Origin of the sequence: Salinarimonas ramus, from assembly GCF_014645695.1 — a bacterium.
Lineage (GTDB): Bacteria > Pseudomonadota > Alphaproteobacteria > Rhizobiales > Beijerinckiaceae > Salinarimonas > Salinarimonas ramus.
This window is the reverse complement of record NZ_BMMF01000007.1, coordinates 205,156-226,181: the sequence shown is the minus strand read 5'-3', so window position 1 is coordinate 226,181 and position 21,026 is coordinate 205,156. Positions and strand designations below refer to the sequence as shown.

The window sequence follows — 21,026 nt, the reverse complement described above, 5'->3', positions numbered from 1 at the left end:
CGGCCCGCTGCCGGCCCACCCGCCCCCGTCATTCCGCGGCGGCGCGGCGCTCCGCGCGCCAGCGGGCGAGGAGGGCACGCAGGGCCGCGGGCTTGAGCGGCTTGTTGAGGACGTGGATGTGCTTTTCCGCCGCCTCGTCGCGCACCGGCAGCGTGCGGTCGGCGGTGAGCAGGATGGCGGGGAGGTCGCCGAGCTTCCAGCGCAGGGCGACGATGGCCTCGATGCCGGTGCCCTCGTCGAGATGGTAGTCGGCGATGACGACGTCCGGCCCGTTCGGCTCCGCGCGCAGGCGCTCCGTCGCCTCGTCGAGGGAGGCCGCGACGGTGATGCGGCAGCCCCAGCCGCCCAGAAGCGTGCGCATGCCCTCCAGGATCGCCGGCTCGTTGTCGATGGCGAGCACCCGCAGGCCCGCGAGCGGCATTGCCGGCGCGGCGGGCGCCTCCGCCGGCAGCGCCATCGCGGGCAGGGGAGCGACGACGGGCAGGAGCACCGAGAAGCGCGAGCCGCGCCCGCTCTCGGAGGCGAGGTCGAGCTTGTGGTCGAGCACGCGCGCGATGCGCTCGACGATGGACAGCCCGAGCCCGAGCCCGCGCGCCACCTTCGCACCCTGGTCGAGGCGGTGGAACTCGCGGAAGACGATGCGCTGCTTCGACTGGGGAATGCCGAGCCCGGTGTCGAGCACGTCGACCCGCAGCCGCCCGTTACGGCGCCTGGCGCCCACGAGGACCGTGCCCGAGGGCGTGTACTTGATCGCGTTCGAGATCAGGTTCTGCAGCAGGCGGCGCAGGAGACGCCGATCCGAGCGCACGGTCAGCGAGGGCACGACGAAGCGCAGGCGCAGCCCCTTTTCGGCGGCGACGGGCTCGAACTCGCGGGCGAGCTGGCGGAACATCTCGTCGAGGCGGAAGCTCGACCATTGCGGCTTCATGGCGCCGGTGTCGAGGCGGGATATGTCGAGGAGCGCCGTGAGGATCTCCTCCACGGCGTCGAGCGAGGCGTCGACGTTCTCGGCCAAAGTCGCGTCGCCGCCCTCGCGGTCGCGCTCGACGAGGGAGGTGGCGTAGAGGCGCGCGGCGTTGAGCGGCTGGAGGATGTCGTGGGAGGCGGCGGCGAGGAAGCGCGTCTTCGAGGCGTTCGCCTCCTCGGCCTCGGCCTTGGCGCGGGTGAGCGCCTCGTTGAGGCGCGTGAGCTCCTCGGTGCGCTCGGCCACGCGCCGCTCGAGCTCGATGGCGTTCCTCGCCCGCGCCTCCTCGGCGATCACCGCCTCGGTGACGTCGGTATAGGTGGTGACGTAGCCGCCGTCGGGCAGCGGCGTCGTGCGGATCTCGATGACGCGCTCTTGCGGATAGAGTCGCAGGCGCACCGGCGCCGTGTCGTGCACGAAGGAATGGATGCGCGCGGCGATCTGCTGCTCCATCACGCCGGGCCCGTAGGAGCCGCGCTGGGCGTTGAAGCGCACGATCTCGTCGAGCGAGACGCCGACCCGCACGAATTCCGGCGGGAGGTCGTAGAGATCGACGAAAGCGCGGTTCCAGCACAGGATGTGCAGCTCGGAATCGAGCACGGTGATGCCCTGCCGCGCGTGGTCGAGAGCATGCTGGAGCAGGTCGCGGTTCGCCTGGATCGCGGCGGACGCGTCGTCGAGGAGGCGCAGCGCATCCGCCGTCGACACGTTGCGGCGCTTGAGCACGAGCGACAGCGCGAGCCGCGCCGAGGCCGCCCCGATGGCCGAGGCGAGCAGGTGCTCGGCATAGCGCAGGAGGTGGATGTCGGCTTCCGCCCCCGAATCGAGCCGCGCGCCGCGGGCCGAGGCGAAGCCCTCGAAGGAGCGGTTCGCCCGCTCCTCGCCGAGATAGCGCGCGACCGACGCGCGCAGCTCGTCCACCGTGACGACCGCGCGGAAGAAGCGGAAGGAGGGCGTCGCCGGCGCGTCCGAGACGGGCATGTAGGCGGCGGCCTGGAGGCGTTCGAGCGCCGTCATCGGCCGCGCCAGCGATACGAGGACGTAGGCGGCGACGTTGAGCCCGAGGCTCCAGACGACGCCGTGGGTGAGCTCGGGCAGGCTCGAGCCGAACAGGCTCGTCGGGCGCAGGCTGTCGATGCCGAAGAGGCCGTAGGCCAGGAGATCGTCCACGATCGGCGAATGCCAGGCGATGGAGGGCAGCATCAGCGTGTAGGCCCACACCAGGAAGCCGATCGTCAGCCCCGCCGCCGCGCCCGCCGCGGTGCCCCGTCCCCAGACGAGGCCGCCGATGAAGGCCGGCGCGATCTGCGCGAGCGCCGCGAAGGCGAGGAGGCCGATCGCGGCGAGCGCCGCATCGCCCGCCGCGCGGTAGTAGAGGTAGGCGAGCATGATCATCGCCACGATGGCGATGCGGCGCACCACGAGGACGAAGCCGCCGAGATCGTCCGGCACCGCCCCGCGCTCGCCCGGCTGCGCGGCGGCGAAGGCGCCGCGGCGGCGCAGGACGAGCGGGATGACCAGGTGGTTCGAGATCATGATGGCGAGCGCCACCGATTCGACGATCACCATGGCGGTGGCCGCCGAGAGCCCGCCGATGAAGGCGACGAGGGCCATCGCGCCCGCGCCCTGCGAGAGCGGGATGCCGAGCACGGTCATGTCCGCGTCGACCGCCCCGGGCGCCAGCGCGTCGGCGCCGGCGATGGCGATGGGCACGACGAAGACGTTGATGAGGACGAGGTAGAGCGGGAACAGCCATGCCGCGCGGCGCAGGTCGTCGGGCTCGCGGTTCTCGACGACGCCCATGTGGAACTGGCGCGGCAGCATGACGATGGCGATGGCCGAGAGCAGCGCCAGCGTCGCGAGGTAGCCGGGGCTCGACGTCTGCCCGAGGAAGTCGCCCACGGGCACGAGGCCCGCCTCCGGCGCCGCGAGCCGCTCGATCAGCCCGGGCAGGCCGCCGAAGACGGTGGCGACGGTCCAGAAGCCCACCATCAGGAAGGCGACGAGCTTCACGACGCTCTCGAGCGAGATGGCCAGCACGAGCCCGTCCTGGTGCTCCGTCGCGTCCGCGTGGCGCGTGCCGAAGCCCACCGCGAAGAAGGCGAGGACGGCGGCCACGATGAAGGCGAGATCGCCGAACAGCGGGAAGGTGGTGCGGGCGTAGGCCATCGTCTCGTCGGCCGCGAGGAAGACGTCGAGGGAGGAGGAGACGGCCTTGAGCTGGAGCGCGATGTAGGGCAGCGAGCCGACCACCGCGATGAGGCACACGAGCGCCGCGACCCGCTCGGACTTGCCGTAGCGGGCGGCCACGAAGTCGGCCACCGAGGTGATGTTCTGGTCCTTGGCGATGCGCACGATGCGCGCGAGCGCCCGGTGCCCGAAGACGAAGACCAGGATCGGCCCGACATAGATCATCAGGAAGTCGAGGCCCGATCCCGTGGCGAGGCCGACAGAGCCGTAGAACGTCCAGGACGTGCAGTAGACCGCGAGCGCGAGCGCGTAGACCCACGGCCGCGCCCGCCCCGCGACGAGCGAGGCGCCCGAGCGATCGCCCCAATGCGCGACCGCGAAGAGCAGGGAGAGATAGAGGAGGGCCGTGACGACGACCGCCCAACCCGCGACCATGGTGCGCTGCCTGTGCCGGGACCTTCGGGGCGTCGACCTTAATGCCGGCGGCGGGAAAAGCGAAGCCGCGCAACGACGCGCGAGAATTGTGATCGTCTACGCAGATCTACCGATTGCCGGCCGAGCTTCCCGTATGGATGGTGTGCTCGGCTGGAGGATGACAATGGCACAAGCCGTGACGGTCTCGAACCCCGCGACGGGGCATGTTCGCATCGCGTATGTCGGGTTTTCCTGGACGACGCTGTTCTTCGGGATGTTCCCGGCGCTCCTGCGCGGGCACATACTCGCCGCCCTGGTCATGGCGATCGCACCATTCTTGACCTTCGGGCTTTCGTGGCTCGTCTTCCCCTTCTTCTACAATTCCTGGCATCGCAGCTGGCTCGCCAATCGCGGCTACGGGGCGGCGGGCGCGTACGGCATGCCGGGGATCGCGGCGAACAACACCAACACCGTTCAGCCCGTGATCAACGTCCATATCGACAACAGCGCTCGCCCCCCCGCGTAACACGCGAAGGCGGTTGCGCGACGAGGGCGTGACAAAATCGCGCTCCGCCTGCGGCGTTCTCCCGAGATGGACGCTACCACACTCGCCTCACCCCGCGCTTCGGCCGTCCGCCCCGCGCGCCTCGGCATTCCTGTGAAGGCGCGCGCTCTATTGCTGCGCGGCCGGTGCGAAGGCGGGCAGCGCCGTCTCCGTCTCGGGCTCCGGCGCGCCGAGGAGGAGGCGGGCTGCGCCGGAGCGCTGGATCAGCGCCTTGGCGTCCGGCACGAGGGTCACGTCGGTCAGCGGACCTCGGAAGCCGAAGGTGAGGGCGGAGATCAGGTTGCCTTCGCCCACCGGGGTGACGCTCTCCACCGCCGCCTTGGCGTCGATGCGGCGCGCGGCGAGCGAGACCGTGCCCTCCAGCATGCCCGAAAGCTGTGGGCTCTCGAAGCCCGAGTCGACCAGCGTGCCGACGCCGTCGAGGACGTCGAGCCGCGCGGCGGCGCGGGTGAAGGGCGTGCGGCCCGAGCGCAGCGTGCGCGTCGCGGTGAGCGGCTGGCGCTCGAAGCGGCGCAGCGCCTCCGCGAGATCGACGCCGACGAACTCGCCCGGCGCGACCTCGACGGCCACCTCGCCCGCGAGCGTGCCGAGGAGCTCCTCCGCATGGCGCCCGGTGCCGACGAGGGCGATCTCGCCGGTGGCGGGACCCGCGATCCAGGCCGAGCCGAGATCGCGGCCGAGCGGCCCGAGATCGACGCCGCTCCCCTCCGCCTCGAGCCGCATCTCGATCATGTCGCCGAGATCGGAGAGCGTGAAGCGCCCGCGCACCTCGCCGCCGGCGAGGCCGGCGCGGGAGACGGAGGTCTCGATCTTGCCCTTCGTGACGAGCACGGCCATCGCGACGTCCGTGAGCCGTGCGCCGCCGATGCGCGCCTCGCTCGCGGAGAGCCGCAGGTCGAGATCGGCTGCGGCGTGCTGAGTAAGGCCGAGCGGCGCGCGCCGCTGCGAGGAGGCGGGGTCGCTCGCCACCACCACGGGGGCGGCGAAGCGGTCGACGTCGAGCGAGCCGGCGGCGAGCGTGCCGCTGATGCCGAGGCGACCGTCCTGGTAGCGGGCGGTGAGCGCGCCCTCCATCGGATCGCCGCCCAGCCCGAGCCGCAGTGCCGAGAAGGACAGGGTTCGCCCGACGCCGTTCGCGTCGCCCTCCAGGCTCAGAGGGCCGATGGAGGGGCCGAGCGGCAGGCGCGTGCCGCTCCAGGCGAGGACGTCGCGAGCCATGCGCGTCTCGAAGGAGACGCGGCCCGTCAGCCACGGGCTGTCGCGCCCGGTGGCGATGGTGCCGGCGATGGACAGCCGTCCGAGGCGCCCGGTCAGGCGCAGGTCCAGCGGGCTGCTCGCGCCGGCGACGAGCTGCGCCGGGACGAGCCCGGAGAGCGCGATCTGCATCGTCTCGCCGCGTAGCGCCGCCGAGCCGGAGAGCGAGAGCGGGCCGGCTGCGTTCGGCCAGGAGAGGACGAGGTCGGCGTCGCGCACGATCTCGCGCCGCCCCGTCGCCGCGTCGGAATAGACGATCGTCGTGTCGACGAGCCCCAGCGTGCCGATGGCGTCGCCCTCGTCGTCCGCGAGACGCGCATCGAGGCGCGCGAGCGCCGGATCCCAGGGCGAGCGGCCCTGGGCGTCGACGGGAACGAGAACGCGCGCCTGCGCCAGCGAGACCTCGGTCAAGCGGATGCGGCCGAGAACGAGGGGCGCCCAGGCGAGCTGGCCGCGCAGCGCGCCGCCGTCCACGAGCGGCGTGCCGTCGGTGGTGGCGAGGCGCATGTCCTCGAACTTTACCCGCGGCGCGGGCAGGAAGGCGATGGTGGTGCGGCCCGTGACCGGCATGTCGATGCCGAGCTCGCGCGCGAGCTGGCGCGCCACCGCCTCGCGCAGCGCATCCGACGAGACGGTCCAGGGAGCGACGGCGAGGACGAGCCCCACGACGACGCAGGCGCCGACGAGGCCGGCGATCACCCGCGTGCGAAGGGAGGTCTGTCTGCGCATGCCGAGCCGTTGTTTCGAGGACGAGCCAGTCGGGCGGGGCGCCGCGGCGAGCCCGCGACACGTCTTCTTAACCAAGCGGGGCGGTGTGGAGGAAGCCCCATACGGTGGTTGTTCGCCTGAAAAGGAGGCGATCGTGCGGCATTCCCGATCGGCGGAACGGCACGAGCGTGCGTCTCGTTTGCGCCGGATCAAGGCGCGGAGGGCGTGCGCGTGCTCGTCTTCCCCTCGCGAACGCATCGAGACGGGATCGGCAACGTCATGAGTCTCCCCCACAACTTCAAGCGAATCACCCTTCATCTCGCCCGCGGCCACGATCATCCCAACGGATCCGCGCGACACGGCTACGACATCGTCGCGCCGCTCGACGCGAACGGGAAGATCGACGCCGACGCCTGGCGCTCGCGCCGCGACGTCTGCCGCGTGCGCCGCTTCTGGGAGGGCGAGCAGGATCAGGTCGGGCATCTCGTCCACCGGGCCGGCGGCAAGGGCGGCCACGCCTGGATCTTCGACTACGACCCGAACCGCGAGGACGACGACGAGGCGGCCTTCCGCTTGGGCGACCACGTCCTGCAGGTCGGCGAGTACGTCTCGATCAAGGACGACATGGACGCGATGCACACGTTCCGCGTCGTCTCGGTGATCAACGCCGATTGACGCCCGCGCCCGCGAGGGCCAGCCTCCCCGCAACCGAAGGACGGGCCGGCGCGTTGCCGCCCGTCCCGCCGGACCGGCACGCGTCGTCCGGCGTCGCGAGAAGGAGAAGCCCATGGCCGCGATCCCCACCGTCGATCTGCCCGACGGCACGCCCGTGCCGGTGCTCGGCCAAGGTACCTGGCGCATGGGCGAGGACAAGCGCGCCCGCGAGGCGGAGATCCGCGCGCTGCGGCTCGGCCTCGATCTCGGCATGACGCTCGTCGACACCGCCGAGATGTACGGCTCCGGCGGTGCCGAGGAGGTCGTCGGCGAGGCGATCGCGGGGCGTCGCGAGGAGGTCTTCCTCGTCTCGAAGCTCTACCCTCACAACGCCACCCGCGAGGGCGTGAAGGCCGCCTGCGCCCGCTCGCTCGCGCGGCTCGGCGTCGAGCGGCTCGACCTCTACCTCCTGCATTGGCGCGGCCGCGTGCCGCTCGCCGAGACGCTGGCGGGCTTCCGCGATCTCGTGGAGGACGGCCGGATCGCGCGCTTCGGCGTCAGCAATTTCGACACGGACGACATGGAGGAGCTCTGGGCGCTACCCGGCGGGGAGGCCTGCGCCACGAACCAGGTGCTCTACAATGTCGAGGAGCGCGGCCCGGAATACGACCTGATGCCGGCGCTGCGCGAACGCGGCGTTCCGATGATGGCCTACAGCCCCGTGGGGCAGGGGAGCCTGCCGGAGCGCAAGCTCGCGGCGATCGCGAAGAAGCACGGCGTCTCCCCGCACCGCGTGGCGCTCGCCTTCGTGCTCTCGCGGCCCGGCACGATCGCGATCCCCAAGGCCGTGCGCGAGGAGCACCTGCGCGACAACCGCGCCGCCCTCGACCTCGTCCTCGACGACGAGGATCGCGCGGCGCTCGATCGCGCCTTCCCGCCGCCGAAAGGCAAGACGCCGCTCTCGATCATCTGACGCGCGAGCGTCGGAAAACCGGCCACGTTCGCGTCACGAAAGGGCTGGACAAGCCCGCATCGCCTCGCTATCTACCCGCCATCGCCGAGCGGAACCGGGCCACGCCCGATGCGTTGCCGTCGGCGAGAGGCTCCGACTTCTCTTCCGAGAAGAGCGCCGCCCCTGCTGGGGGATAGTTTAACGGTAGAACCGCGGACTCTGACTCCGCTAGTCCTGGTTCGAATCCAGGTCCCCCAGCCACTTGATTTCCGATCCCTCGTAAAGCCGACGTGCTCTTCAGCGTGGACATCGTCGATGATGTCGCCTCCGCGCGGCAGATCATGCGGACACGCGCACGGAACGGCGTCGAGCCGACGCGCTTATGATGCTTTGGCCGAGACGCGGGTATCCCCTTGCCGACATCATCAGACATCGACGGTCGCCTCACCCCCTTGCACGAGTTCGGAACGAACCCCGGCTCGCTGCTTGCGCACACTCATTTTCCGTCGAGCTTCCCGAAGAACGGCCCGCTCGTGGTCGTGCTGCACGGCAGCACCCAGTCGGCGGAGGGTTACGATAGCGGATCGGGTTGGTCCACGCTCGCCGACGAATGCGGGCTGGCGCTCCTGTTCCCCGGGCAGAGACGGAGCAACAACGCCATCGGCGGCTTCAACTGGTTCGAGCGAGGCGACTCCCGGCGCGGCGGCGGCGAGCCGCTTTCCATTCGCCAGATGATCGGGCGGGTCGTCGACGATCACGCGATCGACCCCAAGCGCATCTTCATCACGGGGCTGTCCTCGGGCGGAGCCATGACGTCCGTGATGCTCGCGACCTACCCGGACGTGTTCGCGGGCGGCGCGATCATCGCCGGGCTGCCCTACCGCAGCGCGGGCACCCTGATGCAGGCGCTCGTTCGCATGAAGGGCTATGGCGGCCCCTCGGACCGCGAGCTCGACGCGCTCGTCCGTGGTGCCTCGACGTTCAAGGGCCGCTGGCCGACGATCTCGGTCTGGCATGGCGATCACGACACGACCGTCGCCAGCATCAATGCGCATGCCATCGTTCGGCAGTGGCAGAAGATCCACGGCGTCGAAGGACCACCGACGCGGATCGAGGAGGTCGACGGCTTTCCGCGCCGGGTCTGGTGCGAACGCGGTGGGCGGGAAGTGATCGAGGAATATGTCATCGCCCGGATGGGTCACGGTACGCCGATTGCGGCGGAGGGGGGCGACGGCCTGGGAGTCGCAGGCGCGTACATGCTCGAGGTCGGCATTTCGTCGACCCGCCGAATAGCGGGCTTCTGGGGGCTGACGGAGCAGTCGGGACGGACGTCCGGCAAGACCGGGAAAGACGGGTTGCGCGGCGGAACGGGCAACGGGCCCCGATCTGGTCTCGCGGCAAGTCGTGGACAGAAAGGACCGTGAGCATTTCTCGGAACTCGCGGCGGATCCGTGCTACACCTCTTTCAGCGTGTCGTGCGATCGCACACCAATGTGTGCATGGCTCACCTCGGGTTCGGCTCGACTGGAACCTCGAGCCGAACGCACGGCGGTCAGGGGAGGTATGAACCAGGTAACGAACGGCCCGGACGAGCACGAGGGTAGCCGACGATCGTCGGAAGAGCGCCCGTACGGAGATGCGCCGCCGCCCGCACCGCCGCCGGAGAGCGCGACGTCCGACGCCGTCGCCCCCGACGCGACGACGCCGAAAAGCGCGCCGTCGATCGCTTGTCCCGTGGTCGGGATCGGCGCCTCGGCCGGTGGGATCGAAGCGATGATCCGCCTGTTCGAAGCGCTGCCGTCCGACACGGGCGCGGCCTTCCTCGTCGTGATGCATCTCGACCCGAACCGCGACAGCGGGCTCGCCCACCTGCTCGGTCGTCACAGCGCGATGCGGGTCGCGGAGGCGGCCGACGGCATGCCCATCGAGCCCGATCACGTGTACGTCATCGCGCCGGACTGCTCTCTGACGGTCGACGGCGAAAGACTGCGGCTGACGGCGCCGGCCGAAAGCCGCGGACACCGTTATCCGATCGACCGCCTGTTCGTGTCGCTGGCGCAGAATTGGCGTGAACGCGCGATCTGCATCGTCCTGTCGGGCACGGGAAGCGACGGTACGGAAGGGCTGCGGGAAGTGAAGGCGCAGGGCGGCTGCACGCTCGTGCAGGACCCTGCGACCGCACGCTTCGACGGCATGCCGCGCAGCGCGATACAGGCAAACCTCGCCGACCGGGTGCTCGCTCCCGAGAAGATGCCGGACGTCCTGCTCCGCTACATCCGCCACCCATACGTCGCGGGACCCGAGGTCACCGACGAGACGATCGCCGACGGACCCTCGATAGAGCCCATCTTGGCACTGCTGCGGACGCATGCCGGCCAGGACTTCCGCCAGTACAAGCCCAGCACGCTCGTGCGCCGGATTCAGCGGCGCATGAGCCTCCAGGCCATCGAGGGGCTCGACGCGTACGTCGCGTTCCTGCGCGCCAACCCCGCCGAGATCGAGACCCTGATCAAGGACCTGATGATCAGCGTCACCGGCTTCTTCCGAGATCCGGGAGCCTGGGCGGCGCTCGACGAAACGGTGCTCGCGCCGCTGGTCGCCGAGCGCGACGGGCGCACGACGGTGCGCCTGTGGGTTCCCGCCTGTGCGACGGGAGAGGAAGCCTATACCCTGGCGATGCTCGTGATCGCCCGCATGGAAGCCGCGAGCAGAAGCCTCGACGTGAAGGTGTTCGCGACCGACGGCCGTGAGGACAACCTGAACGTGGCCCGCGCCGGCATCTACGCCGAGAGTGCGGTGGCGACCATCCCGCCGCAGCTCCTGCACCGCTTCTTCGACAAGCTCGATGGCGCCTATCAGGTGAAGAAGGAGCTGCGCGACCTCGTCGTCTTCGCCGCCCACAACCTCCTGCGCGATCCGCCGTTCTCGCGCATGGACGTGATCAGCTGCCGCAATCTCCTGATCTATCTGGATCCGGCGGCCCAGAGCCGGGCGATCTCGTTGCTTCATTTCGGTCTGAAGGAGGGCGGGCACCTGCTTCTGGGCAACGCCGAGACCGTCGTCCGAGGCGACGGGCTCTTCGAAACGGTCTCCAAGAAGTGGCGCATCTATCGGCGGCTGCGGCACGCGCGCCGCGAGATGGTCGATTTCCCGGCTCCGTCCACGCTCGGTCGCACGCGTTCCGACGAGGAGCCGAACCCCTCGGTCGAGGGCCGGCCGCCGACGCGTCTCGCCGACGTGGCGCGCGGCGCACTCCTCGACCGGTTCGCTCCGGCCTCCGTTCTGATCGACGGCAATTGCCGGGCCTTGTGGTTCCACGGTCAGACGGGCGATTATCTCGAGCCCCCGCCCGGCGAGCCGAGCCGGGATCTGCTGGCGATGGCGCGTAACGGCCTGCGCCTCAAGCTGCGCGACGGCATCCGCAGCGCCGTCGCCGACAAGCGACCGGCCGCGTTCGAAGCCCGGATTCGGCAAGGCGGCAGGTCGCAGGCGGTCGCCGTGACCGTCGCGCCGCTCGCTACGCCCGGGCAGGAGCATCTTCTGCTGGTCAGCTTCAGCCCCGTGGACGCACCGCAGCCCGCGGCGGTCGCGCTCCATGACGAGCGCGACGTCGAGGGCGCGCGCCAGCCGTTCGAGGAGGAGCTGAGCAGCACCCGCGCCGAGCTGCAGGATACGATCGCGCAGCTCGCGGCCGCGAACGAGGAGCTCAAGGCGGCCAACGAAGAAGCCACCGCGATGAACGAGGAGCTCCAGAGCACCAACGAGGAGCAGGTTACCGCGCAGGAGGAACTGCAGTCGTTCAATGAAGAGCTGCAGACGGTCAATGCCCAGCTGCAGCACAAGATCCAGGAGCTGGAAGAGGCCACCGACACGCTCAACAACCTGCTGGCCAGCAGCGAGATCGCGACGGTGTTCCTCGACGCCAACTTCTGCATCAGGTGGTTTTCCCCCGCCAGCAAGGAGCTGCTCGAGCTGGTTTCGTCGGACATCGGACGGCCGGTGACGCATTTCGCCTGGAAGGTGGCCGACGAGGCGCTGCTGCGCGACGCCGAGACGGCGCTCCGGAAGCTGAGCCGGATCGATGCGGAGGTGCGGGGCGACGCCGGGCGGTGGTACCTGCGGCGCCTCCTCCCCTACCGTACGCACGACGATCGCATCGCGGGCGTCGTCATCAGCTTCATCGACATCACGGAGCGCAAGCGGGCGGCGGACGCGGTCAACGAGGCACGCCTCTACGCGGAGACCATCATCGAGACGGTCCGGCATCCGATCATGGTGCTCGACGGCGACCTGCAGGTCGTCTCGGTCAATCCGACGTTCTGCGACACGTTCGCATGCCCGGTCGAGGAAACGGTCGGCTTCCCCCTCGACGAGCTCGATCACGGCGCCTGGGACATTCCAGAGCTGCGACGGATGCTGCGAGAGGCGCTGAACGCAGACCGAACCTTCGACGGCTTTCCGATCGAGCACGAGTTCCCGCATCTCGGACGGCGGCACATGCTGCTCAACGCGCGCAGGCTCGCGGGCGGCGGCCATCGACCGGACCTGATCCTGCTCGCCATCGAGGACGTCACGCGGCTCGTCGAGGCGGAGAGCCGTCGCGAGGTCCTCATCGCCGAGCTGAGCCACCGCGTGAAGAACACGCTGGCGATAATTCAGTCCATCGGCTCCCAGACGCTGCGACGGAGCGCCTCGCTGGCCGAGTTCAAGACGGCCTTCAACGGGCGCCTGCACGCGCTCGGCCGTGCTCACGACGTCCTGGTCAAGCAGGATTGGGCCAGCGTCGAGCTCGGGCAGATCGTGAAGCGAACGTTCGACCCGTACGGCTTGGGCGACCGGATCGCCTTGGACGGTCCGGGCCTGCACCTGCCGCCTCAGTCGGGCGTCGCCATCGCGATGGTGCTCCACGAGCTCGCGACCAACGCGGTCAAGTACGGCTCCCTGTCCAACCAGGGAGGCCGACTGGAGGTGACCTGGCGACTGGAGGACGGGTCCGGCGTGCGCCGGGTCGGACTGCGATGGACGGAGATCGGCGGTCCTCCCGTGACGGCACCGTCTCAGCGCGGTTTCGGGACGAGCCTGATCGCGTACACCATCGTCCAGCAGCTCGGCGGGACGGCGACGCCGGACTTCCGAGCCGACGGGCTTCGCTACGAGATCGGCTTTCCGGTCGGATCCTTCCCGATCGCACCGCGAGCACGAGAGGGGAGCGCGCCATGAAGGCACGCACCGACGCATTGCGCGGCCTGCGCATCCTCGTCGTCGAGGACGAGGCGTTGATCCTCATGGAGATCGAGGACATGCTGCTCGAGCTCGGGTGCGATCTCGTCGGCGCGGCCCCGACCGTGGCGAAGGCGCTGGCGGCGATCGGAGCGAACGAGCTCGACGGAGTGCTCCTCGACATGAATCTCGGCGGCGAGCACGTGCTGCCGGTCGCGGAGATGCTGTCGGCGCGCGGCGTTCCCTACCTGATGGTGACCGGCTACGCCGCCCGGTCCGGCATCTCGCCACGGCTCGACGAGGTGCCGCGCCTGACCAAGCCGTTCAGCCTGCAGAGCCTGGGCGCCGCGATGACCGACCGGTTCGTCGCGCACGGGTAGGCCGCGTTCCGTTCAAGTTACGACCTCGACCCGTACGCCCGGCGTCCGGGAGTGAGCGTGCGCGACGACCTCGTCGCCCGCACGGCGGACGGCGAGGTCGATCCGGCCGGGACCGACGGACAGGTTTCGGACGACGATCTCGTCTAGGAATTCGGGGAGGATCGGGCGGTCGAGCCGCACGACCTGTCCGCGCGGGTCGATCCGCAGACCCAGGCAAGCGACGATCAGGGCGAAGGGCGTGGCCGCCGCCCAGGCCTGCGGCAGGCAGGCGACGGGATAGAGCGTCGGACCTTGTCCGGGCCGGCGCGAGAAGCCGCAGAACAATTCGGGCAAGCGCTGGAGATCCATGTAGGTCGAGGCGTGGAAGAGACCGTCGAGGATGCGCGCCGCCTCGCGACCGTAGCCGTAGCGAGCGAGGCCGGCGGCGACGAGCGCGTTGTCGTGCGGCCAGACCGAGCCGTTGTGGTACGAGATCGGGTTGTAGCGCGCCTCGCCGCGGGCGAGCGTGCGCACGCCCCAACCGGAGAACGAGGCCTCGCCCATCAGCGTGTGCGCGACGCCCGCTGCGTGCGCCTCGGAGGCGATCCCCGCAAACAGCGCATGGCCCGCGTTCGAGGACCGCACGCGGCAGGGCCGCTTCTTGCCGTCGAGCGCGATGGCGTAGGTGCCGAGATCGGCGCACCAGAACGCGTCCTCGAAACGCGCCGCGAGTTCCTCGGCTTCGCCGTCGAGGCGCTTCGCGCGGGTGTCGTCGCCCAGGCGAGCGGCGATGTCGGCGGCCGCGCGCTTCGCCCCGTAGACATAGGCCTGCACCTCGCACAGCGCGATCGGGCCCTCGGCGAAGCTGCCGTCCGCGTGGAAGATGGAATCGTGGCTGTCTTTCCAGCCCTGGTTCTGCAGCCCGCTCTCCGTGCGCCGCGCGTACTCGACGAAGCCGTCGCCGTCGCGGTCCCCGTAATCGTCGATCCAGGCGAGGGCGCGCTCGATCGCCGGAAGGAGCGTGCGGATCGTGGCGACGTCGTCCGTGCGCGCGAGGTAGGCGCCGGCGAGCATGACGAAGAGCGGCGTGGCATCGACGGTGCCATAGTAGCGGCGGAACGGCACCTCGCCGAGCGCCGCCATCTCACCGTAGCGCATCTCGTGCAGGATCTTGCCGGGCTCGGCGTCCGAGGCCGCGTCCTCGCGGTCGGCCTGGTGCGCCGCGAGAAAGCGCAGCACGCCGCCGGCGAGCGCGGGATCGAGCCACAGCATATGGAACGCCGTGATCAGCGCGTCCCGGCCGAAGGCGGCGGAGAACCATGGCGTGCCCGCATAGGGATAGGGGCCGTGCGGGGTATCGGTCGCCAGCATGGCGAGGTCGGACATCGCGCGCCGGAGCGACCCGTTGAGCTGCTCGTGCGAGGTCGCCACCGAGGCGGCCCGCGACGACGCGCGCCGCAGCGCGCGACGGGCCTCCAGCGCCGCCGTGCGGAACCGCACCCCCGGCGCCGCCGTCGGCGCGCTCTCGGTGAAACCGACCTCGAGGTTGAGAACCGCCTGACCTCCGGGCTGCAGAGCGACCGTGAAGGTCGCGCGGTCCGGTCCGAGCGTCGTCGGCCTGGGCGCGAAGCGCAGGCGCGTCGTGCGCGCGACGTCGTCGAGCCCGACATAGACGAGACGCACCGTGTCGGCGCCGACCTCGGGGTCGAGGAAGCGTCCGCGGCGCGCCCGCTTGGCGCCGCGCACCTCGAAGAGGTCGGCGAAGTCCGCTGCGAAGCGCAAGGCGATCTCGAGCGTGAGCGGCCGGTCGGCGAAGCTGCGCACGCCGATCCGCTCGTAGGCGGCATCGCCGTGCAGGAACTTGCTGCGTCGCACGTGCACGAGGTCGTGCTCCAGCACGATCGCCCCGTGGGCGTCCTGGAGATCGCCGTTCGTCAGGTCGCAGGTGAGCGAGGCGTTGTCGTCGCGCATGACGGAGGAGAGCAGGATCGGGCGCTCGGCGTCGATCGTGAGATCGAGGTGGGAGAGGTGCCGGGTGTCGCGGTGGAAGAGCCCGTCGGAACTCTCGCGCCCCGAAAGGATGTCGCCGGTCGGGTCGAGCACGGTGAAGGTGTCGCCAGACTTGAGGATGCGAGCGCGGCGCTCGCCCGGCGAGCCGTGGGCGACGACGGCGTAATGCGGGGCGACCCGCTCGGGCGCCTCGCAGGTTCCGTGTTCGGTCGTGGCGGTCATGATTGGAGATTCCATCTCGCTCACGAGAGCGTGTGGGGCTGTTGCAGGCCGGTGTCTACCAGCGGGCCGGTCGCCGGCGACGCGCCATGCGAGAGCGTCCGGTAGACGTCGAGATAGTCCATCGCCATGCGTGCGGCCGTGAAGCGCTCCTCGAAGGCCGCGCGGACACCCTCCCGTGGGAGCGCGTCGATGCGCCCGCAGGCGCGCACCGCCTCCGCGACGTCCTCGACGATGAAGCCCGAGCGCGCTTCTTCCAGGATCTCGGGGACCGACCCGCGGCGGAACGCGATCGTCGGCGTCCCGCAGGACATCGCCTCGATCATCACGAGGCCGAACGGCTCGGGCCAGTCGATGGGCATCAAGAGCGCACGGGCATTGCCCAGGAACGCGGCCTTCTCGCGCTCGCCGATCTCGCCGATGTACTCGACGTTCGGGTTCATCGCGATCATCGGCGCGATCGTCTCGCGCCAATAGGCCTCGTCGACCCGATCGATCTTCGCGGCGATCTTCAGCGGCAGGCCCGCGCGGGTCGCGATCTCGATGGCGCGATCGGGGCGCTTCTCCTCGGAGATCCGGCCGAGGAAGGCGAGGTACCCGCCACGCGGCTCGGCGACGAAGGGCAGGAGATCGGTCGGCAGACCGTGCTGGATCGTGCGCACGAAATTGGCGAAGCGCAGCGGCCGGCGCTGATCGTCGGAGATCGAGACGAGCTGCGCCTGCGAGAAAACGCGGTAGAACGGCACGAGATCAGGCAGGTCGAGGCGCCCGTGCACGGTGGTCATCGTGGAGCTCGCGAAAGCGCGCACGAGCGGCATCTGCAGGAGATCGACGTGGAAGTGGATGACGTCGAACGAAGGCGCGCGCCGGACGACCTGCTCGAGCATGAGGAGGTGGTGCGGCAGCTGGTCGCGCACGGCCGTGTCGAGGCGCAGCGCCTGCGGGCAGCATGGCACGAGCTCGGCGCTCGTGACCGAATCGCCGGAGGCGAAGAGCGTGACCTCGTGGCCGAGGCGGACGAGTTCCTCGGTGAGATAGGACACGATCCGCTCCGTGCCCCCGTAGAGCCTCGGCGGCACGCTCTCGCTCAACGGCGCGACCTGTGCGATCTTCATGTCCTTCGATCCTTCTGGAGGGAGCCGGTGCGGCGTCAGGGCCGACGGACCGAGTTGCCGCCGGCGATGATCCCGTTGATCAGGCGTGCGACGCCGCGGTGCGTTCCGTCGTCGTCCTCCGCATCGGCAGCCTCCTCGTGCGAAGCCGCGGCGTCCTTCAGGATCGCGATGATCTCGGGTTCGGACAGCAGCTTGCCGTCGTTCATCGCGAGCAGGAGCGATTCGCAGATCGACAGCGCCGCTGCTCCCGATAGTTCGTTGATGGTCGGCATTCGTGCTTTCCTTCGAAGGAGGGCGGCTCGCCCAGGCGCCGCAGCGTGTCTCGGCAAAAAAAGACCTTGGAGCATCTTCGCGCACGGTGGGCTGATCTGCGGCAGTGTCGATGCCCGAAGGCGCGGTAAGGTCCGCAGCGACGGGAGGCAGTCTTGGATACGACGGTGACGAGCCCTCTGGCCCGAAAGCTCGGCTGCTTCGTCGCCCTGTCGGACGCGGAGCTCTCGGTTCTGGAGCGCCTCCAGGTGCGCCGGCGCCCCTTCGCGGCGGGGCGGGAGATCGTCCATCAGGGCCAGTCCGATCGGGCCGTGTACATCCTGGTCTCCGGATGGGTGTGCTCGTACAAGACCCTCCCGGACGGCGCGCGACAGATCGTCGACTTCCAGATCCCCGGCGATTTCCTCGGTCTGCGCAGCACGCTGCTGCAAACGTCCGACCACAGCATCGAGTCGGTGACCGATATCCAGGTCTGCGAGGTTCCCTCCGGCGATCTCCTCGCCGCGTTCGCCGGCACGCCCCGGCTGGCGACGGCGGTTCTCTGGGCGGCATCGCGCGACGAAGCCATGGTCGTCGAGCACCTCGCGGGGCTCGGTCGCAGAGCCGCACCGCAGCGCGTGGCGCACTTCCTTCTCGAGCTCGGGGCTCGGCTGGCGCTCGTCGGCTTCGGCACGAAAGCGGGATACGCCTGCCCGCTGACGCAATATCTGCTTGCGGACGCGCTCGGGCTGAGCGCCGTGCACATCAATCGCGTCCTGCGTCAGCTGCGCGAGCTCGGCCTCGTCACGTTCCGGGACGGGACGGTCGTTTTCGACGATTACGGCGGTCTCGTCGCGCTCGCCGACTTCGACCCCACGTATCTCGATCAGGAACGCCCGTTGCTGACGTGAGATCGATCGGATGAACAGACCCGCTGACCTCGATCAGTGTGCCATCCGCTTCGAAAGGAGACGGTACGTGTCGGGACAACCCCCGGCGGCCCGCAGAATGCGCGGCGACGCCGGTCGGCATCGATGGAGTGTATGCGATGAATACGCGAACCGACGATGCGCCGACGCCACCGACCGACGGCCTCAGCGTCGGCGCCCGGAAAAACGCTCGTCGCGCGAACGCCGCTCGACATGCTGTCCGTGTGCGAGACCTCGAGCGCGCATGTGCGGGTCTCGAACGGGACGTGGCGGAGCGCACGCGTGAGGTCGCGGTCGCCAACGAGCGTCTCGCCGTCGTCGCGCGCGAAGCCGTCCACAGAGTTGGCAACCTGCTCTGCATCGTCCGAGCGCTCACGAGACAGACCGCGGGACGGGCGACGGACGTCACGGACTTCGCCGAGGCGCTCCTCGGCAGGCTTTCGTCGATCGATATCGCGCTGCGGCAGGCCCTGATCGACGACGGAAGTGGCGCCATCGACCTCGTGAGGGTCGTCGAAACGCAGCTCGATGTCTACCGCGACACGTATCCGGGGCAGATCGAGCTCGAGGGACCGAGCCTGCCGATGTGCGCCGATGCCGCGCGCATGATCGGCTTGGCCATCCACGAGCTCGCGACGAACGCGGTCAAGCACGGCGCGCTTGCGACGCCCGACGGACGCGTGGACGTCAGGTGGGGCGTGACGAGGCGCGACGGCGTCGACAGGCTGGACTTCCGATGGTGCGAGCGCGCCGGCGGCGCACGCGGTCACTCGGGGCGCACAGGCGCCGGGTTCGGAACGCGACTGCTCGGCCGGTGGGCGCCCGCACAGCTCCGGGGCAGTGCCGTCGTCGACCTGTCGGTGGACGGCCTGCGCTATCACCTCGATGCGCCCTTGCCGTAGCGGTCGCGTGCGCGGGCGTCCCACGGAACTCTGGAAACGGTCGCCCTCCTACGAGGCGTGCATAAGGCCGCCGCGGGCGTTCGCCGGCGCGTCCGCGACGGCCGACACGGCGTCTTCCACCGCCTCCAGATCGGCCGGGTGGCTCATCGTCGCGCGCGCTCGCTCGAGGAGATCGCCGAGCATGCGCGTCGCCGCAGGGCCGAGCAGATCGGGCGAGAGCGCGCGGATCGCTGCGAGCGCGTTCACGAGCCTGAGGCAGACCTCGACCTTGTCCGACCCGTCGCGCACGATCGGGCGGAATGCATCGTCGATCAGGTCTCGCATCGAGAGCGGTGCCACCGACAGGTTCTCGAAGGCCGGTGGCTCCTCGCGCTCGCAGGCGCCGACCCACCGGTCGACGATGCGCAAGACGGTGTGGATGATCGCGATGGCGGTGCCAGGATCGTTCACCGCAGGCGAGAGCGCCCGGCTCGCGATCTCGCTGAGCACGATCAGGCCGAAACGCGGATCGTGGTCGAAGGTGCGCTCGTCGCCGACGACGAAGGTGGAGCGGATGCACGTCGCGGCTTCCTCGCTCATCGGGCCGACGACGAAAGCCAAGGGACGGATCGGGGTGACGAAGGTGCCCGGTCGCGCCGCGACGTGGACGAGAAGGCCGAAATCGGCCGCCACCTCCTGCAGCCGCGCGGGCTCGAGATGCTGGACGTACCCGACGGCGTGCGCGTGCACGGGGACTGCCCCCGGCGGCGGCGTCGCGGCCTCGCGGCAGCCGAGGCCGGGCCGGCGCGCGAGCTCGTCGAAGGCCGCGTTCGCGGCCGTCTCGGCTCTGCCGATCGTCTCGCCGACGCGACCGATCGACGAGATCAGGTTGATCCATCGGATCAGGGCCCCCACCACCACGGCGACGACGACGATGGCGGCGGCGAACAGGATCAGGCGGCCGGACGCGGTGTAGAGGCCGCCCGAGATGCCGATGATCCCCACGATGCTGAAGAGGAAGGCTCCGACGAAGATCGAGATCGACGTCTGGGCGGTCCGATCCTCGGCGATCAGGCGCACGGCCCGCGGCGTCGCGGTCTGCGAGGCGGCGGAGAGCGCGCTGACCATGGTCGCGAGCGCGAAGACGGCGACCGACAGCATGCTCGCCGCGACGATGGACAGAATGTCCTCGATGGCGCTGCTCGAGACGTCGAAGGGCAACTCGTCGGGCAGCAGCAATGCGGAGTAATGCGCCAGGGCGATCATGCCGATCGCGGCCGAGCAGAAGACCGCCGGCAGGAACCACATCTGACGCAGGAGTCGTCGCGCGCGAAAAGGGACCCAGCTCATCTCGTCTCCCGCCTGCGGTATCCGCGCCCGTGGGGCCGTCGCCGGTCCGTCAGGTGCTCACGTGAACGGCGCCGACCGGCGCGAGCGTCAGCGCCGGCACGTCGGGTCGTTGCCTCAAGAGATCGACGAGAGCGGCGTCCGAAGCGGGTTCGACCTCGTCGGTCCAGACCTTGAACGCCGTGAGGTCGTAGGCGCCGTAGCTGGTCATCATGGCGCCGTCGGCGGCGTCGCGCCCGTGGACCATCAGCACGCGCCCGATCCGGGGCGTGTTGTGGCGCGCGTCGAAGGTGTACCAGCGCCCGCCGAGATAGACCTCGGTCCAGGCGGAGAAATCGCCCGGCCCCGAGGGCGGCACGCCGATGTCGCCGAGATATCCGCTCGCGTAACGCGCCGGGATGCTCATCGCACGGCACAGTGCGATCATGAGATGGGCGAAGTCGCGGCACACGCCGGTCTTCTCCCGCAGGGCGTCTGCGGCGGTCTTGGTCGGTCGGCCGAAGCCGTAGCCGAAGGTCAGGTGGTTGTGCACGAAATTGCTGATCGCCTGCACCCGCGCCCAGCCGGGCGGGCTGGTGCCGAACAGCGCCCATGCCTCGTCGCGGATCGCGTCGGATTCGCAATAGCGGCTGGCGGTGAGGAAGGGCAGCGTCTCGGGCGGCAGGTCGATGATGTCGTGCTGGCGGGCGTTCCAGTCGAAGGGGTCTGGCGCGCCGTCGTTCTCGACGATGCAGTCCGAGGCGAGCGTCAGTTCCCCCGGCGGCGCCTTCAACCGCGTCAGGCGGTTGCCGAACGGGTCGACGATGTCCTGGGTCTGGAGGTCGGGAGACGTGCGCAGCCTGTCGGAGCCGACGACCCGGCCCGCATAGCTGGTGTGCGGCGACAACGCGAGGATCAGCGTCGTCTCCGTGCGGCACGTCAGGCCGATTTCGAAACCGATCCGAATAAGCATCGCCACCATCCCGCCTTCGAGCTATCATGAGCGACCGTCGGCAG

The 21,026-nt window shown here is 70.0% G+C and carries 15 protein-coding genes and 1 tRNA gene; 9 read left to right on the top strand and 7 right to left on the bottom strand.

The window, feature by feature from the left end; genetic code table 11:
• Window positions 1–28: 28 nt before the first annotated feature.
• The gene (locus tag IEX89_RS13555) at window positions 29–3,589 is read right to left on the bottom strand and encodes a hybrid sensor histidine kinase/response regulator (protein ID WP_188913766.1); all 3,561 of its coding nucleotides are present in this window, start codon (window positions 3,587–3,589) and stop codon (window positions 29–31) included.
• Here IEX89_RS13555 and IEX89_RS13550 point away from each other — a divergent pair.
• A complete protein-coding gene (locus tag IEX89_RS13550) occupies window positions 3,561–4,094 on the top strand; it encodes a hypothetical protein (protein ID WP_188913765.1) in 534 nt (177 codons plus the stop codon). The two genes, IEX89_RS13555 and IEX89_RS13550, sit on opposite strands and share 29 nt — an antisense overlap.
• 147 nt (window positions 4,095–4,241) lie before the next feature.
• Here IEX89_RS13550 and IEX89_RS13545 read toward each other — a convergent pair whose 3' ends face one another.
• Entirely contained in the window at window positions 4,242–6,116 is a 1,875-nt protein-coding gene (locus IEX89_RS13545) for an AsmA family protein (RefSeq protein ID WP_188913764.1), read from the bottom strand.
• Between the two features lie 258 nt (window positions 6,117–6,374).
• Here IEX89_RS13545 and IEX89_RS13540 point away from each other — a divergent pair, with 258 nt between their 5' ends.
• The 6 genes from IEX89_RS13540 to IEX89_RS13515 all read left to right on the top strand — a co-directional run bounded on the left by IEX89_RS13540 (window position 6,375) and on the right by IEX89_RS13515 (window position 13,301).
• Complete coding sequence (locus tag IEX89_RS13540; protein WP_188913763.1) at window positions 6,375–6,770, top strand: hypothetical protein; 396 nt, start codon at window positions 6,375–6,377, stop codon at window positions 6,768–6,770.
• Between the two features lie 112 nt (window positions 6,771–6,882).
• On the top strand, window positions 6,883–7,722 hold the full coding sequence (locus IEX89_RS13535) for an aldo/keto reductase (protein WP_188913762.1): 840 nt from the start codon (window positions 6,883–6,885) through the stop codon (window positions 7,720–7,722).
• A gap of 166 nt (window positions 7,723–7,888) precedes the next feature.
• Window positions 7,889–7,962 (top strand) — tRNA-Gln (locus tag IEX89_RS13530).
• Between the two features lie 152 nt (window positions 7,963–8,114).
• A complete protein-coding gene (locus IEX89_RS13525) occupies window positions 8,115–9,125 on the top strand; it encodes an extracellular catalytic domain type 1 short-chain-length polyhydroxyalkanoate depolymerase (RefSeq protein ID WP_188913761.1) in 1,011 nt (336 codons plus the stop codon).
• Window positions 9,106–12,921 carry a chemotaxis protein CheB gene (locus tag IEX89_RS13520; protein WP_188913760.1) on the top strand — a complete coding sequence of 1,272 codons (3,816 nt, stop codon included), beginning with the start codon at window positions 9,106–9,108 and terminating at the stop codon, window positions 12,919–12,921. The genes IEX89_RS13525 and IEX89_RS13520 overlap by 20 nt, the downstream gene beginning before the upstream one ends.
• A complete protein-coding gene (locus IEX89_RS13515; RefSeq protein WP_188913759.1) occupies window positions 12,918–13,301 on the top strand; it encodes a response regulator in 384 nt (127 codons plus the stop codon). Before IEX89_RS13520 ends, IEX89_RS13515 begins: the two co-directional genes overlap by 4 nt.
• A gap of 12 nt (window positions 13,302–13,313) precedes the next feature.
• Here the strand turns inward: IEX89_RS13515 and IEX89_RS13510 are convergent, their stop codons facing one another.
• From IEX89_RS13510 to IEX89_RS13500, 3 genes are read right to left on the bottom strand one after another with little or no spacing between them, the layout of a single operon-like run.
• Window positions 13,314–15,512: an amylo-alpha-1,6-glucosidase gene (locus tag IEX89_RS13510; protein ID WP_244645398.1), complete on the bottom strand. Its 2,199-nt coding sequence runs from the start codon at window positions 15,510–15,512 to the stop codon at window positions 13,314–13,316.
• A 20-nt stretch (window positions 15,513–15,532) separates the two neighbouring features.
• Complete coding sequence (locus IEX89_RS13505) at window positions 15,533–16,624, bottom strand: glycosyltransferase family 4 protein (protein WP_188913757.1); 1,092 nt, start codon at window positions 16,622–16,624, stop codon at window positions 15,533–15,535.
• A gap of 35 nt (window positions 16,625–16,659) precedes the next feature.
• Window positions 16,660–16,896 carry a hypothetical protein gene (locus IEX89_RS13500; protein ID WP_188913756.1) on the bottom strand — a complete coding sequence of 79 codons (237 nt, stop codon included), beginning with the start codon at window positions 16,894–16,896 and terminating at the stop codon, window positions 16,660–16,662.
• Window positions 16,897–17,142: 246 nt separating this feature from the next.
• On the opposite strand from IEX89_RS13500, the gene IEX89_RS13495 reads away from it, so the two are divergent.
• Together IEX89_RS13495 and IEX89_RS13490 are read left to right on the top strand one after the other, a co-directional pair.
• Window positions 17,143–17,784 (top strand): Crp/Fnr family transcriptional regulator, encoded by a 642-nt coding sequence (locus tag IEX89_RS13495; RefSeq protein WP_244645396.1) that lies wholly within the window; start codon window positions 17,143–17,145, stop codon window positions 17,782–17,784.
• 137 nt (window positions 17,785–17,921) lie between these two features.
• Window positions 17,922–18,704, top strand: a complete 783-nt coding sequence (locus IEX89_RS13490) for a sensor histidine kinase (RefSeq protein WP_188913754.1) — start codon at window positions 17,922–17,924, stop codon at window positions 18,702–18,704.
• Between the two features lie 48 nt (window positions 18,705–18,752).
• Here IEX89_RS13490 and IEX89_RS13485 read toward each other — a convergent pair whose 3' ends face one another.
• Window positions 18,753–20,033, bottom strand: a complete 1,281-nt coding sequence (locus IEX89_RS13485) for a DUF2254 domain-containing protein (protein WP_188913753.1) — start codon at window positions 20,031–20,033, stop codon at window positions 18,753–18,755.
• A 49-nt stretch (window positions 20,034–20,082) separates the two neighbouring features.
• Complete coding sequence (locus tag IEX89_RS13480) at window positions 20,083–20,982, bottom strand: transglutaminase-like domain-containing protein (RefSeq protein ID WP_188913752.1); 900 nt, start codon at window positions 20,980–20,982, stop codon at window positions 20,083–20,085.
• Window positions 20,983–21,026 lie beyond the last annotated feature (44 nt).